Below are 14008 nucleotides of genomic sequence, written 5' to 3' on the forward strand. Positions count from 1 at the left end.
ACGTCTGTCTTGCAAAAGCGGTATTTTCTGACCCTCACGTTCACGATATCTGAATGTCGGCGCACGGGCCCTGCTGGGCGGGTGTCACGGTGGAGGTCGTGCGGCGCAGCGATTTTTCGGCGGCCAAAGGGCCGGGAGACCGCGCTTGTTTGACTTGAGAAAGGCGCGATTGGAACGCATGGTAAGCCGATGGACGTGGGGCTTACCGTTCTGCTCGGGATCGCGGTCTATTTCGTGGGCCTGTCGCTGGTTGCGTGGTGGGCCAATCGCCATCGCCCGGGGCCGGGCATCCGCTCGGCCGCCTATGGCCTGTCACTGGCGACTTTCGGCACTGCCTGGACCTATTTTGCCGGCATCGGCAACGCCACGCTTGGCAACTGGTCGGGCATCGCCAATGCGATCGGGCCGGTCGTGGCCTCCACCATCGGGCTGCCGGTGTGGTACCGCATCGCGCGCCGGGTGAAGCAGGAAAACACCGGCTCGCTGTCCGATTTCCTGGCCGTGCGCTATGGCAAGAGCCTTGCCGTCGGCGTGCTCGCTACGCTGGTCTCGATCGCCAGCGCCTTGCTGTACCTTGCTCTCCAGCTGAAGCTCCTGACCGAGGTCATCGTCTACTTTTCGGGCAGTCCGCGCTGGGGGGCTTCCGCCTCTTTCGTGATGATGGCCGCGCTGGTGGCGATGGCGATCCTGGTGGGTGCCCGCAAGCCGAACCTGACCGAGTACAACCGCGGCTTTGTTCACATGATCGCCATCGATTCGATCATCAAGCTGGTCGGGTTGGTCACCGCCGCCGCGACGCTGATCTGGTTGCTGGGCTTTGCCAATTTCGCCGAGACCATGAGCCTCGACCCGCTGATTACCTCCCAGCGCTTCGACTTCACCTTCATCGTCTTTACCCTGCTCTGCATCACGGCGACCTTCACCCTCCCGCGCCAGTTCCACCTCAGCTTCGTCATGGTCGAACGGCTGGAGGACATTCGCAGTCTCTGGATCTACCCGGTCTATTTCGTGGTCTGGATACTGTGTATCTACCTGATTTCCGAGGCCATTCGCGGTGGACTGGCGATGCCGGGCGTCGATGCGCGGATGCAGGTCCTGGCCATTCCCTATATGCACGGGTGGTTGCTGGCGACGGTGATCATCGTGCTCGGCGGCGTCTCGGCGGGCGCGGGCATGGTCATTGTCGAGCTGACGGCCATTTCCTCGATGATCTCCAACGAGCTGATCCTGCCGATCATGACCCGGTTCTGGAGCCAGACGCGCGACCGGCGCAATGCCAGCCAGGACGTCACGCGCATTCGCCGCGCTTCGATGGTGGCATTCGGCCTCGCGGCATGGCTGGTCTATCTCCGGCTCGGTACGCCGCTGCATCCCTTCAATCTCGCGATCATTGCCCTGACGCTCAGCGCGCAGCTCGCGCCCGCCCTGCTTGCCGGGCTCTACTGGCGCCGGGCCAACGAACTCGGGGCGATCGCCGGGATCCTGGCGGGCCTGTTCGCCTGGGTGCTGATCGCCTCGTCGGGGCCGCTCCTGCACCTTCCGCTGATCGACACGATCTGGCCGCACCACCGGGAGCTGACCTTTTCGTTTTCCGCGCTTGCCAGCCTTGTCATCAACGCGCTCGTCTTCGTCGTGGTGTCGCTGCACGCCCGGCCCCGCCTGATCGATTCCATCCAGGCCGAAGGCTTCGTCGGCCATTCGCGCGAGAGCCCGGTTCACCTCTCCTCGCTCACCCATGCCACTGTGGGAGACATGCGCCGCCTGCTCACCCAGTTGCTGGGAGACGAGGAGGCGCGCCGGGCCCTGCTGGAATTCGAGGTCAGTATGCACATCGGCGGGCTCGGCGACGATTCGCTGGTCACGCCCACGCTGGTCCTGACCGCCGAACGGATCCTTGCTGGGGTGATCGGAGCCCCGTCGGCCCGCAACGTGATTGCGCTGACTCTCGCTGCGGACCGGCAGGACGCCGCATCGATTGGCCGCCTGCTCGACGAGGCGGGCTTGGCCATCATATTCAGCCGGGAACTCTTGCTGCGCACCCTCGAATCGCTCGAGGAAGGGGTCGGCGTGGTCGACAACGAGCTGCGGCTGGTCGCCTGGAACAGCAATTACCTCAATCTCGTCGATCTTTCGCTGGAGGAAGTCCACGTCGGCCAGTCGTTGCAGCACCTGCTGACCGACCGCGGCGTGAAGGGCGGCAATTCCCCGGTACGCGCCCTGCTGCGCGAGCGGATGGACCACATCGCCGAGGGCACGCCCCTGCAGGCGGAAATCCCGCTCGGCGATGGCCGGATCTACCGCCTGTTCGGCACCCGCATCGCCGGCCACGGCTACCTGATGACCTTCACCGACGTGACCGACATGCGCCGCGCGGCCATGGTTCTTTCGCGCAGCAATGAAGAACTGGAGCGCTCGGTGCGTGATCGCACGCAGGAGTTGATCGCGCTCAACGACCAGCTGCTCAAGGCCAATGTCCTGGCCGAACAGGCCTCCCATGCCCAGCGCCGCTTCGTTGCCGCCGCCAGCCACGATCTCGTCCAGCCGCTTCACGCCGCGCGGCTGTTCATCGGCACGGCCCTGGCGGAATCCGGCCCCGAAGGCAGCCTGACCCCGCTGCTCCAGCGCGCCGACATCGCGATCGAGGGCGCGCACCGGCTGATGCGCGCCCTGCTCAACCTGTCCAAGCTCGAAATGGGGGCGGCAAAGCCCAAGGTGGCCCCGGTCGATCTCGGCTCCTTCCTCGAGGCGATCGCGGACGAATTCCGCGGCCAGGCCGATGCCGCCGGCCTCGAACTGATCTGCCTGCCGACCCGCCTGCGCTGCATCACAGACCGCGACTTGCTGCGCTCCATGCTGCAGAACCTGATCGCCAATGCGATCCGCTATACTGAGACGGGCCGGGTGGTGCTGATGGCGCGCCGTGCCGGGGAAAACGTGCGGATCGAGATTCGCGATTCCGGCGTGGGCATGGCGCCCGAGGCGATGGAGCGCGCCTTCCGCGAATTCGAACGGCTCAACGAGGGCCAGCGCATGGCCGACGGCACCGGGCTCGGCCTCTCGATCGTCGCGCGCATTGCCGAAGTGCTTGGGCACAAGGTCTCCGTCCGCTCGATGCCGGACAAGGGCAGCACCTTCGCCGTGTCCGTGCCGATAACCGACAGCCCCGAACGCCGCGTGCGCACCCGGATCGTGCCGGCCGACCTCAAGGGCCTGCGGGTCCTGTGCGTCGATGACGAGCGCGAGGTTCTTGCCGGAACGGCGGCCCTCGTCACGCGCTGGGGCGGGGCGGTGACCACGGCGCCCAGCGCGGAACGGGCCCTCCAGTTGGCGGAACAATGGGACGTGGTGATCGCCGACTACCTGCTGGGTGACGGGATGGACGGGCTCGAATTGCTGCGCCGCATGGCGGCCCGGTGCAGCGCGCGGATCCTGATCACCGCCACGGCCGGCAGCCTGCCCGAGGAAGCCCTGCTGCGCGAAGGCGTGCGGATCATGGAAAAGCCGCTATCGCCGATGGCCCTGCAGACCATGCTGGTTGATTTCGCAGGCCGGCGCGGGGTTCAGGTCCTGCAGGACAGCGCCAGCAACTGAGCGCGGGACTTTACCCCAAGACGCTTGAAGATATTGGCGAGGTGATACTTCACCGTGGCCTCGCAGATGCCCACCTCGAAGGCGATCTGCTTGTACATCAGCCCGCGCTGGACGGCGTCGAGGATCCGCATCTGGGTCGGGGTCAGGGTTTCCAGTCCGCCCGGCGCCACATCCTGCTCGAACCATTCCTCGCCCTCTAGCAGGCACTCGATCGCGGCCGACAGTTCGGTCACGGCCACGGCCTTCGAGATATAGCCTGCCGCACCGCAGATGATCGCGTTGTTGATCATCTCCGGATCGTCGTTGGCCGAGACGATGGCGATCGGGATGTCCGGGAAGGCGCCCTTGAGCGCGGGAAGCCCGACCATGCCCGAGCAGTCGGCAAGATTGAGGTCGAGCAGGATCAGGTCCGGCGCGGGGTGTTCTTCCAGTGCTACCCGGACGCTGGCCAGTGAACCATATTGTTCGACCGTGATGTCCTTGTTGATCCGTTGCACCGTTGCGGCCAGCGCCTGCCGGAACAACGGGTGGTCATCAACGAGCAAAACCCGTTTCATCTGTGCTCTCCCTATCGTGCAGAATGCGCGATTTGAGGGGTGAGGCAAGGGAATGCCGCAGCGCTAGACGTAAGTATAGGCGAATTTGCCGCAAGTCCGGCTAAGATGGCCCCACAGTCACCGGCGACGACCGGGGCGTGAAAGGGGGCGGATGAGCTTGGGTATCGCAGTGCGATGACAGTCCGCATATTTGTTGTGTCAGTTCAATCCGGTTCGCGCTGAGCGGCGGTTCCGGAGGCTGGCCTGCGTCAGGTGCTCGGTGGCGCCTGGGTGCTGCGCGCCGTGCCGGTGCGCGGGGCGGAGGCGCGCGTTCTGGTTATTCCGAAAGTATCGGCGATTTCGATCTTGGGGTCATGTCTTTGACCATGTGGAGGGATAGCCGGTCATCCTGATGTATTCGGACGGCAACAAGCAAGCGTTCGAGACAAAAAATGAAATGGGAGCGAATGACATGAAAGATGCATTCATGGGTGGGGTTTCCGCAATTGCCTGCGTCATGGCGCTGGCCCTGTCCGGCACTGCCGCAGCCCAGACTGCGCCTGCCGCGGACGATAGCGCCGAGGAAGCGCGCGACGAGGCCATCGTGGTCACCGGCAGCCGTCTCCAGACCGGCTTCAGCACGCCCACGCCGGTAACGGCCATCGCCGCTGAAGACCTGGTGAAGACCGCGCCGACCACCGTTGCGGAATCGCTGCAGCAATTGCCGGCGCTGAGCGGCACCCAGGTGTCGTCGAGCAGCGGTCGCGGTTCGGGCAATTCGCAAACCAACGGGCAGAGTAACCTCAACCTGCGGGGCATGGGCACGGCGCGAACGCTGGTCCTGTTCAACGGCTCGCGCCTCGGGCCGACCAACGTCGTCGGCTCGGTCGACGTCAACATCATTCCCAAGGAGCTGATCCAGAAGGTCGATGTCGTGACCGGCGGTGCATCGGCATCCTACGGCTCCGACGCCGTGGCCGGCGTCGTCAACTTCGTGCTCGACACCCGGTTCAAGGGCCTCAAGCTCAATGCCTCCAAGGGCGTGACCACTTACGGGGACAATCCCAACACCAGCCTCTCCGCCGCCTTCGGCGCCGGGCTGGGCGACAGGGTGCGGATTGTCGGCAGTGCCGACTACTTCAAGTCCAAGGGCATTCCCTATGGCCTGAACGGCCGCGGCTGGATGGATCATCCCACCGCCGGCTACCCCAATCCCGTCGCCGGCGGCGTGGCGACGATCATGGCGCCCGACGTGCGTGTCTCGAACGCTTCCTACGGCGGCCTGATCACCAGCGTGGGCAGTTGTCCGGCCGGTACGGCCGGCGATGCCTGCCGCGCACTGGTCGGCAAGGAGTTTGTCGGAAACGGCATCCTCCAGCCATTCCAGTACGGCACCAATGTCGGCTCGGCCTTCATGTCGGGCGGCAACGGCCCGATCGCGACCAACGGTATCACGCCTGACGAGGAGCGATACGCGTTCTTCGGCCATGCCGAACTTGACCTTGCTGCCGACCATACCCTGTGGGTCGAAGGGCTCTATTCCAACAGCAAGACCTATACCGGTGCGCAGCCCTCCCGCGTGAACGGGGCGACTGCCTTCACCATCTACGAGGGTAACGCCTATCTGCCGTCGAGCGTGTCATCCGTACTCGCCGGCGCGACCGGGACCCAGACCTTCCGCCTCGCGCGGTACGGCCTCGACTGGCCGACGACCGACGTGCGCGGCAACACCATGGTCGTGCGCGGCGCGCTGGGCATCAAGGGCAACCTGGGCGGCGACTGGTCATACGATGCCATGGCGGCCTACCAGCACGCCCACCAGGATCTCGACATCCTCAATTCGATCGAGAACCGCAAATATGCCGCGGCCGATGCCGTGATCGATCCGTCGACCGGCAATATCGTCTGCCGTGTCACCCTGACCAATCCGGGCCTCTATCCGGGCTGCGTACCGATCAACCTGTTCGGCAACAACGTGGCCAACAAGGCGGCGACAGATTGGATCATGGCCTGGAACACGGCCGACATCGACCTCAACCAGACCTCGGGCGAGGCCAACGTGCGCGGCTCGCTCGGCTTCGGCCTGCCGGCCGGAAACATCTCGGCCGCATTCGGCGGCGCGGCCCGCAAGCTCACCGCCAAGCGCACGGTCGATGCGCTGTCTGACGACTTCATCGACGGCACCGGCATTCGCGGCTTCCCGGCCTCGCTGCAGGGGCGCTACGGCTCCTACGCGTTCTACAACCCGAGCCCGCTTTCGGGCGAGGTCAAGGTTTACGAGTTCTACGGCGAACTCGGCATCCCGCTGATCGCGGACAAGCCGCTGTTCGAATCCCTCGCCGCCACCGTGGCCGGGCGCTACACCCACTACAGCACCAGCGGCTGGGAGCCGACCTGGAAGCTGGGCCTCAACTGGACCGTCAGCTCCGCATTCCGCCTGCGCGCCACCTATTCGCAGGACAGCCGCGCGCCCAACATCCTCGAGCTGTTCAACAGCGCTCAGGTGACCACGCTGAACTCGGTCGCGCCCTATTCGACCGCGCCGACCCAGTACAAGCTCGGCGGGCAGGCGATCACTGTCGGCAACCCCAAACTGGAGACCGAACGCGCCAAGACCCTGACCGTCGGCGCGATCATCTCGCCGCCCTTCGTGCCGGGCCTGCAGCTCTCGGTCGACTACTACCGCATCAGCGTGAAGGGGTCGATCGATACCCCCGGGTCGCAGCAGGTCATCGACCAGTGCCATGCCGGCGTGATGTCCTACTGCAACCTGATCGTCTTCAATAACACGACGGTCACCCCGGCGATCCTGGATGGCCTTCGGGCCGACGATCCGGTGTTCGTGACCGTGCCGATGCTCAACTTTGGCTCCGCCCGCAATTCGGGCATCGATGCCGAACTGCTCTATCGCACGCGGCTTGGCAGCGGCGACCTGCGCCTGCGCGCCACCGGCACGCTGCTGCTCGACGTGCGAGATCCGGGCGGCTGCCTTGGCGGCGGGCGCAACGAGGTCGGCAGCCACGGCCTAAACTGCTCCTACCCGCGCCTGCGCGGCAACCTGTCCGCCAACTACAGCAACGGGCCGTTCTCCGTTTTCCTGCAGGAACGCTTCATCCAGGGCGGCGTCGCCGATGGCAGCCAGACCGAAGGCGTGACCATCAGCTCCAACAGCGTGCCCAACGTCTGGTACACCGATCTCAACCTCAGTGCGAAGATCGGCAACACCTGGGCGGGCGACGCGGAGGTCTATTTCAACGTGACCAACGTGTTCAACCAGGCCCCCCCTCCGACCACGACGGCAGTCCGCTCCTGGGTCGAGGCCTCCAACCCCGCGCTCTACGATCTTCTCGGCCGCCGTTTCGTCGTCGGCGTCCGGTTCAAGATGTGACCTGAATTGGGCCTCCCCTCGGGGGGAGGTCCTGAAACCTGCAAGCAAAAGGATGGGATGAGATGACGGATAATTCCGAAGGAAGAAACGCGCCCAAGCTCGATCGCCGCTCGCTGCTCGGCAAGGGGGCGACCACGGTGGGCGCCGTCGCCGCGGCGGCCAGCCTGCTGCCCCGCACGGCCATGGCGCAGCCCAGGCCGGTCAAGGGCGGGGCCAAGCCCGGCTTCAGCGTGGCAGCGATGGGCGAGGCGATGGTCGGCCGCCGCTTCGGCAACGAGGGCGACCCCAACTTCCTCGCCCTGGTCAAGCTTCTGCGCGATGCTGACATCGGCTACTGCCACCTCGAGACCAACCTCGGCGATGATGACGAGCTGGAATGGGCCGCGCGCGGCTCGGCCGGTGCCTCGGGCTACCTGATCACCGACGGCGATACGGCCAAGGATTTCGCCTGGGCCGGGATCGACGCCATGTCGCTCGGCATGAACCACAGCTTCGACTGGGGCACGGCGGGCATCGCCTCGACCATCCGCCACTGTCAGGCCGCCGGCATCGCGCACGCCGGCACCGGCAAGAACCTCGAGGTCGCCCGCGCGCCGGGCTATTGGCAGAACGCCAAGGGCCGCATGGCCATGGTCTCGGTCGCCTCGGGCAACTCGCCCTATGAATGGGCCGGCCGCCCCAAGGGCGCCATTCCCGGCCGCCCCGGCGTCAATCCGCTGCGCGTCCTGACCACCTATGAAGTGCCCCGGGACGTGGCCGGGCAGATGAAGGATGCCGCCCAGAAACTGGGCATCATGAACGCGGCCGCCGCGGCGAAGCCCGACTTCTCGATGACCCCCGGCGCCGTTTCCGGCTCCAACGGCTTCTCCGGCTCGACCTACCGTGAGGGCGACAAGTTCGCCATTCACAGCTCGAGTCATCCGGCCGACCTCAAGGGCAACCTCGCCTCGGTCACCGAGGCCCGCCGCATCGCCGAATACGTCATCGTCGCGCACCACAACTCGACCTCGGAAGGCACCCGCTCGCAAGACCCGAGCGACTTCGTGGTCGACTTCGCCCGCGCCTCGATCGACGCCGGTGCCGACGTCTATTTCGGCCACGGCTGGCACACCTTCCTCGGGGTGGAGATCTACAAGGGCAAGCCGATCGTCTACGGCATGGGCTCGATGTTCGTGCAGAGCAACTTCATGCAGCGCGTGCCGGCGGACCAGTACGAATCCTACGGCTTCGACATGGACATGCTGCCGACGTACAACATGGCGAGCGACAACCTCCACCCCGGCGGCGGGCCGGAATGGGGCTGGTCGGCGCTCTACCAGCTCAACTACGACACCGACGCGCTCGACGGGAATTCGAAGCTCAAGGAAGTGCTGTTCTACCCGGTGGAATGCGGATGGGACTATTCGTTCAACCCGCCGCGCAAGTATCGCACCGTCGGCGTCGGCCAGGCCGAATATGTCGCTGGTGATCCGCGCCTTGCCACCGGCGCCAACGGCCAGGCGATCCTTCAGAAGCTCAAGGCGGTCAACGCCCGCCGGGGCACTCCGATGGAAATTCGCGGCAACGTCGGCGTGATCACCGTCGCCTGAATCACCCTGCACGGACGGCGGGGCATGCCCCGCCGTCCGGCTCCTTGATCGGCATGATCCGCCATGCGCGGCACGAAGATAAACGGGCGAGATCGGGCTGACCGCGACCTGACCGAAATGTCGGACCGGTGAACCCTCGCGGCGAAAGGGACTGCGCGTGGAATGGTACAAGGTTCTCGACGGCAAGCAGCGCAAGGCTTTCTGGGCCTGCTTCGGCGGCTGGGCGCTCGACGCGATGGACGTTCAGATCTACGCCCTGCTGCTGCCCACGATCATGGCCGTCTGGGGGCTGACCAAGGCCGAGGCGGGCACGCTCGGCACGGTCGCCCTGCTGGCCTCGTCGGTGGGCGGTGCGATCGCGGGCAACCTGGCTGACCGGATCGGCCGTGTCCGGGTGCTCCAGATCAGCATCCTGTGGTTTTCCGCCTTTACTTTCCTCAGTGGCTTTGCCCAGAACTATGGGCAACTGCTGGCGGCACGCACCCTGCAAGGGCTGGGCTTCGGCGGAGAATGGGCGGCCGGCGCCGTGCTGATCGCCGAACTGATTGCGCCCAAGCATCGCGGGCAGACCATCGCCGCCGTATCGAGTGGATGGTCGGTCGGCTACGGTGCGGCGGCGATCCTCTTCGCGATCATTTTCAACTTCGTACCGGCGGAAACGGCCTGGCGGGTGATGTTCTTCCTCGGCGTCCTACCGGCCCTGCTCATCCTCTTCGTGCGGCGCCACGTGCATGAGCCGGACATGTACACCGCCGCCCGCAAGCAGGCCCCGGCGGGCGCGGCGCCCCGCTTTGCGGAGATATTCGAGGGACGGCTGGCCTTGCGCACCCTGACCGCCTGGCTGATCTGCCTCGGCGTGCTCGGCGGCAACTACACGGTCCTGACCTGGCTCCCCGCCTTCCTCCAGAGCGAGCGCGGGCTGTCCTATTCAAACACCGGCCTGTTCCTGCTGGTCAATATCCTCGGCAGCTTCGTCGGCTACATGGTCGGCGGCGGGGCATCCGACCGGTTCGGGCGCAAGAATGCGCTGCGGCTCTTCGCCCTGCTCGGCACGGGCAGCGTTGCTTCCTATCTGCTGTTCGGTTCCAGCTCGATTGCGATCCTTTTGCTGGGCTTCCCGTTGGGCTTTGCCCAGTCCGGCATGAATGCCGGCGTGGCCCCGCTCTTGTCGGAACTCTATCCCACCCGGCTGCGCGCCACGGGGCAGGGGTTCTGCTACAATGCCGGGCGCGGGGTCGGTGCGCTGTTCCCGATGCTGGTCGGCGTCGCGGCGGCGCAGATGAGCCTGACCGCGGCGATCAGCATTGGCGCGGCCTGCGCCTATGCCCTCGTCGTCGTGGCCAGCCTCGCGCTCGACGATACGCGGGAACGGGAACTGTCGGACATCGATACTGGCGCAGAGACGCCGGAAGGTTCGGCACCCAGTCCGGAACGAGCCTGATCCCAGTGCTGCGGGCATTGTTTGACGTAACTGATCCGTCACGCAGCGCCCGCTCAGCCTGAGCCTGTCGAAGTCGTCGCGCCGAAGCTCGTCGCGCTCACCCAGTCTTACCGCACCGCTGGATCGGCAACACGGGCGGCCTGCTGCCCGGCATTGTCCAGCGCCTTGCGCACAAAGCCGTCCGTCTTCAATTCCTCGATGACCTGCGCCACCCAGGCCAGGGCGGCCTCGCGCCCGCGCGGAATGGCCACGGCCTGCTCGATCCGGGTGAAGGCGTCGGGCAGGACCCGGTAGCCCTGCGTCCTGCCGGTTTGCTCCTCAAGGGCTTGCCGCACGCCCGCCACCGTATCGATAGCCGGATCGCGCTCGAACAGGGCGATGGCCTCATTGGAAGTCGAGGCGCGGACCAGTGCCGCATTCTTGAGCGCGCGTGACAGGTACAGGTCATAGGCCGCGCCCTTGCCGACCGCGATCCTGATCCCGGAGCGGTCAAGATCGGCCACCGATCGGAACGGTGCGTCCGCGCGCACCAGATAGGTGCCCTCGATATAGACATAGGGCGCGGTGAAGGTGATCTGATCGGCCCGCTGCGGGTCAACCGCCATGAAGCCAATGTCCCACTTGTCCTGTTCCAGCCGGCTGACCACGTCGCCCGCGGCACGGTAGATCACGAATTCGAGCGGCACCCCCAGTCGCCGCGCCACTTCGCCGGCAATGTCGACCGAGGGGCCGGTGGCCCCGCGCGGTCCGCCTTCCCGGGCCAGCACGACATTGCCGAAATTGATCGCCGCGCGCAGCTTGCCCGATGGGGCGAGCTGGCTGACGATCTCGCGGCTCGGGGGCGGGGCGGGCTTCGCTGCTGTCATGCCCTGAACCTTAGGGCCGGGCACGGCCGCGGTGCAACCGGCGCTCATCGCCAGTGCGCCGGCCGCAACCAGCAATGCGCGCGCGTTCAGGGCCATTGTATCCTCCGCAATGGGCGCTGATCAGCCGCGCGCCTTCAGTTCGTTGTAGAGATCGCGCACGAATTGCTGCGCGGAAACGTGGCCGGGCAGCGCTTCGGCGCCAAGGCCTTGGGTAATATCGGCAGCCTGCACCTCATCGAGGGACTTGCCCTGTCCGATCATGGCGGCGGCATGGTCGCGCGCGGTGATCAGCAGGCGGCGCTGCGCCTCGGCGGCGTCGCGGTGCACCACTTGCCCGTGGCTGGTGATGAGCCATGTATTCGGCCCGGCGAGCGCCAGAATCCGGTCGAGCCCGGCCAGCATCCCGTCCAGCGTTCCGCCATCGGCCCGGTTGATGCTTGGAAACTCCCCGGCCCGCAGCACGTCGCCCACCACGATCACGTCAAGTGCGGGAAAGCGGATCAGGATATCGCTCGCCGTATGGGCGCGCGGCACGGCGATCAGGCGTAGTTCCTGCCCGCCGAAGGTAAGGCCCATCTCCCGGTCAAAGGTAATCGTCGGCGCTGCTTCGCGCGGAAAAGCCCGCGCCTGCCGCGCCGTTCGTCCATCCGCCCCGGCGGGCGGGGCTCGCGGAGTGAGCATGAACTCGCGCACCCCGTCCTGCCCGACGATCGTCGCCCCCTTCCCGGCGAAGAAGCCGTTGCCCGCGATCTCGTCGACATGGGCATGGGTGTTGATGACGTAGCGCACCGGCCCGGGCCCAAGGCGGCTGACAGTCGCGGCAACGGCCGGTGCCCAGCTTTCGACCCCGGTATCGACCAGCAGAAGGCCCTCGGGGCCGGCCAGGATCGTGATCGAGCCGCCGTGGGCTGGCGTCTCGTCAATCACCCACAATCCGGGGACCACCGACCGCGCTTGCAGGTCTGCCGGCGGGGGCGGGACGGGAGGGGCGGCAGGGCGCTGGGCGGACGCAGCCGTGCCGAGGGCGGCAAGGCCCACAGCAACCAGCATGCTCCCCCGTTGCAGTGTCGTTGCAACCTTCATGCAGTGGTTTTTCGGGGGTGTTGGGGGTTGGGTCAACTACGCGTTGGTATAGGGGTGGGTGGCGTTGTTGATAGGGATTGGCTATCATCTGGCCCATGCAGTTGCAGCACCTTCGCTATTTCACCGCGCTCGCCCGCGAGCGGCATTTTGCCCGTGCCGCTTCGGCCTGCGGGGTTTCGCAGCCGACTCTTTCGGCAGGCCTTTCCGCGCTGGAGCACGATCTGGGCAAGCGCCTGATCGAGCGGGACCGGCGCTTCATCGGGCTGACCGAGGAGGGGGCGGCGATCCTGCCGTGGGCGGAGCAGGTGCTGGGCGCGGTGAGGGGGCTGACCCATGCCTCGGCAGCGCTTTCGGTAGAACTGCAGGGGGAATTCCGCCTTGCCGCGATCCCCGCCGCCCTGCCGCTGGTCGGGGCCTTTGGCGAGGCGCTGCTGGCGCAGAACCGGGGGCTGGCGATGTCGGTCCATTCGCAAACCTCGCGCGAGATCGAGCGCGGGCTGGCGGCCAATACCTTCGATGCGGGGATTACCTATCTCGACCATGAGCCGGCGGGCAATGTCCTGTCGGTGCCTTTGCACGAGGAGCAGTACCTGTTCGTTGCCCGGCGCGGGACGGGGTTCGATGGCCGCACCTGTGTCGACTGGGCGGAAGTGGCGGAAATGCGGCTCTGCCTGCTGCACCAGGGGATGCAGTTCCGCCGGATTCTGGACCGCCAATTCGCGGATTGCGGCCTTTCGGTCATGCCGCCGGCCATTGCCGACAGTTATGTCTCGCTGCTCTCGCTGGTCCGTTCGGGAGAGTTCGTCACGATCTTTCCGGCCGCCTATGCCGACCTCGTGAGCGGGCTGGACTGGTGCCTGTTCCTGCCCTTCGATGCCGAGCCCGCGCCGCGCCGGATCGGGCTGGTCGTGGTCGACCGCGACCCGATGGGGCCGATGGCCCGCGCCGGCCTGCTGGCGGCGCAGGCCTTGCAACGGGTCGGCAAGGTGGGTTGATAGATATATCCTATCAATCGTTGGCCAAATCGATTTGACCGGGCGCCCCTGCAAGCCCACTGCAAGCGGACTACAACGGCACTGCAAGCGGACTGCAACCAAGGTGCAAGCCATGCTCGACGAGATTCTCACCCGCCATGCCAATCGCGAAGGCGCCTTGCTACCGATCCTGCATGACGTTCAGCACGCGCTGGGTTGCGTCAGCGAGGCGGCCGAGGCTGTGATCGCCAAGGCGCTCAACCTGAGCCGGGCCGAAGTGCACGGGGTGGTCTCATTCTATCCCGACTTTACCGCCGCGCCCGATCCGCGTCCCTGCGTTCAGCTCTGCCGGGCCGAGGCCTGCCAGTCGCGCGGGGTGGAGGCGCTGGTTCCAGTGGCCGAGGCGGCGGCGGGGGATCGGGTCCGTCTCGCCACGGTCTATTGCCTGGGGCTGTGCAGCGTTGGTCCCTCGGCTCGGGTGGGCGACAAGCTCCATGCCCGGCTTGATGCGGACAGGCTGCGCGAACTGGTGGAGCAGGC

8 protein-coding genes and 1 pseudogene are annotated in these 14008 nt (G+C 66.3%); 6 read left to right on the forward strand and 3 right to left on the reverse strand.

Annotated elements, in window-relative coordinates:
* Nucleotides 1–189: 189 nt before the first annotated feature.
* A complete protein-coding gene (locus tag H7F51_RS11370) occupies nucleotides 190–3591 on the forward strand; it encodes a hybrid sensor histidine kinase/response regulator (protein ID WP_185664420.1) in 3402 nt (1133 codons plus the stop codon).
* On the opposite strand, the gene H7F51_RS11375 is transcribed toward H7F51_RS11370, so the two are convergent.
* Nucleotides 3561–4148, reverse strand: a complete 588-nt coding sequence (locus tag H7F51_RS11375) for a response regulator (RefSeq protein WP_185664421.1) — start codon at nucleotides 4146–4148, stop codon at nucleotides 3561–3563. The genes H7F51_RS11370 and H7F51_RS11375 overlap by 31 nt on opposite strands.
* Before the next feature lie 451 nt (nucleotides 4149–4599).
* On the opposite strand from H7F51_RS11375, the gene H7F51_RS11380 reads away from it, so the two are divergent.
* The 3 genes from H7F51_RS11380 to H7F51_RS11390 all read left to right on the forward strand — a co-directional run bounded on the left by H7F51_RS11380 (nucleotide 4600) and on the right by H7F51_RS11390 (nucleotide 10545).
* Nucleotides 4600–7515, forward strand: a complete 2916-nt coding sequence (locus tag H7F51_RS11380) for a TonB-dependent receptor domain-containing protein (protein ID WP_185664422.1) — start codon at nucleotides 4600–4602, stop codon at nucleotides 7513–7515.
* Between the two features lie 62 nt (nucleotides 7516–7577).
* On the forward strand, nucleotides 7578–9104 hold the full coding sequence (locus H7F51_RS11385; RefSeq protein ID WP_185664423.1) for a CapA family protein: 1527 nt from the start codon (nucleotides 7578–7580) through the stop codon (nucleotides 9102–9104).
* 157 nt (nucleotides 9105–9261) lie between these two features.
* Nucleotides 9262–10545 carry an MFS transporter gene (locus H7F51_RS11390; RefSeq protein WP_185664424.1) on the forward strand — a complete coding sequence of 428 codons (1284 nt, stop codon included), beginning with the start codon at nucleotides 9262–9264 and terminating at the stop codon, nucleotides 10543–10545.
* A gap of 107 nt (nucleotides 10546–10652) precedes the next feature.
* Here the strand turns inward: H7F51_RS11390 and H7F51_RS11395 are convergent, their stop codons facing one another.
* A complete protein-coding gene (locus H7F51_RS11395; protein WP_185664425.1) occupies nucleotides 10653–11411 on the reverse strand; it encodes an ABC transporter substrate-binding protein in 759 nt (252 codons plus the stop codon).
* A 120-nt stretch (nucleotides 11412–11531) separates the two neighbouring features.
* Entirely contained in the window at nucleotides 11532–12461 is a 930-nt protein-coding gene (locus H7F51_RS11400; RefSeq protein ID WP_185664426.1) for an MBL fold metallo-hydrolase, read from the reverse strand.
* A gap of 128 nt (nucleotides 12462–12589) precedes the next feature.
* On the opposite strand from H7F51_RS11400, the gene H7F51_RS11405 reads away from it, so the two are divergent.
* Both H7F51_RS11405 and H7F51_RS11410 read left to right on the forward strand, forming a co-directional pair.
* The gene (locus tag H7F51_RS11405; protein ID WP_185664427.1) at nucleotides 12590–13489 is read left to right on the forward strand and encodes a LysR family transcriptional regulator; all 900 of its coding nucleotides are present in this window, start codon (nucleotides 12590–12592) and stop codon (nucleotides 13487–13489) included.
* A gap of 112 nt (nucleotides 13490–13601) precedes the next feature.
* A pseudogene (locus tag H7F51_RS11410) lies at nucleotides 13602–13946 on the forward strand (NAD(P)H-dependent oxidoreductase subunit E); the annotation flags it as partial.
* Nucleotides 13947–14008 lie beyond the last annotated feature (62 nt).

This window comes from Novosphingobium flavum (assembly GCF_014230315.1).
Classification (GTDB): Bacteria; Pseudomonadota; Alphaproteobacteria; order Sphingomonadales; family Sphingomonadaceae; genus Novosphingobium; species Novosphingobium flavum.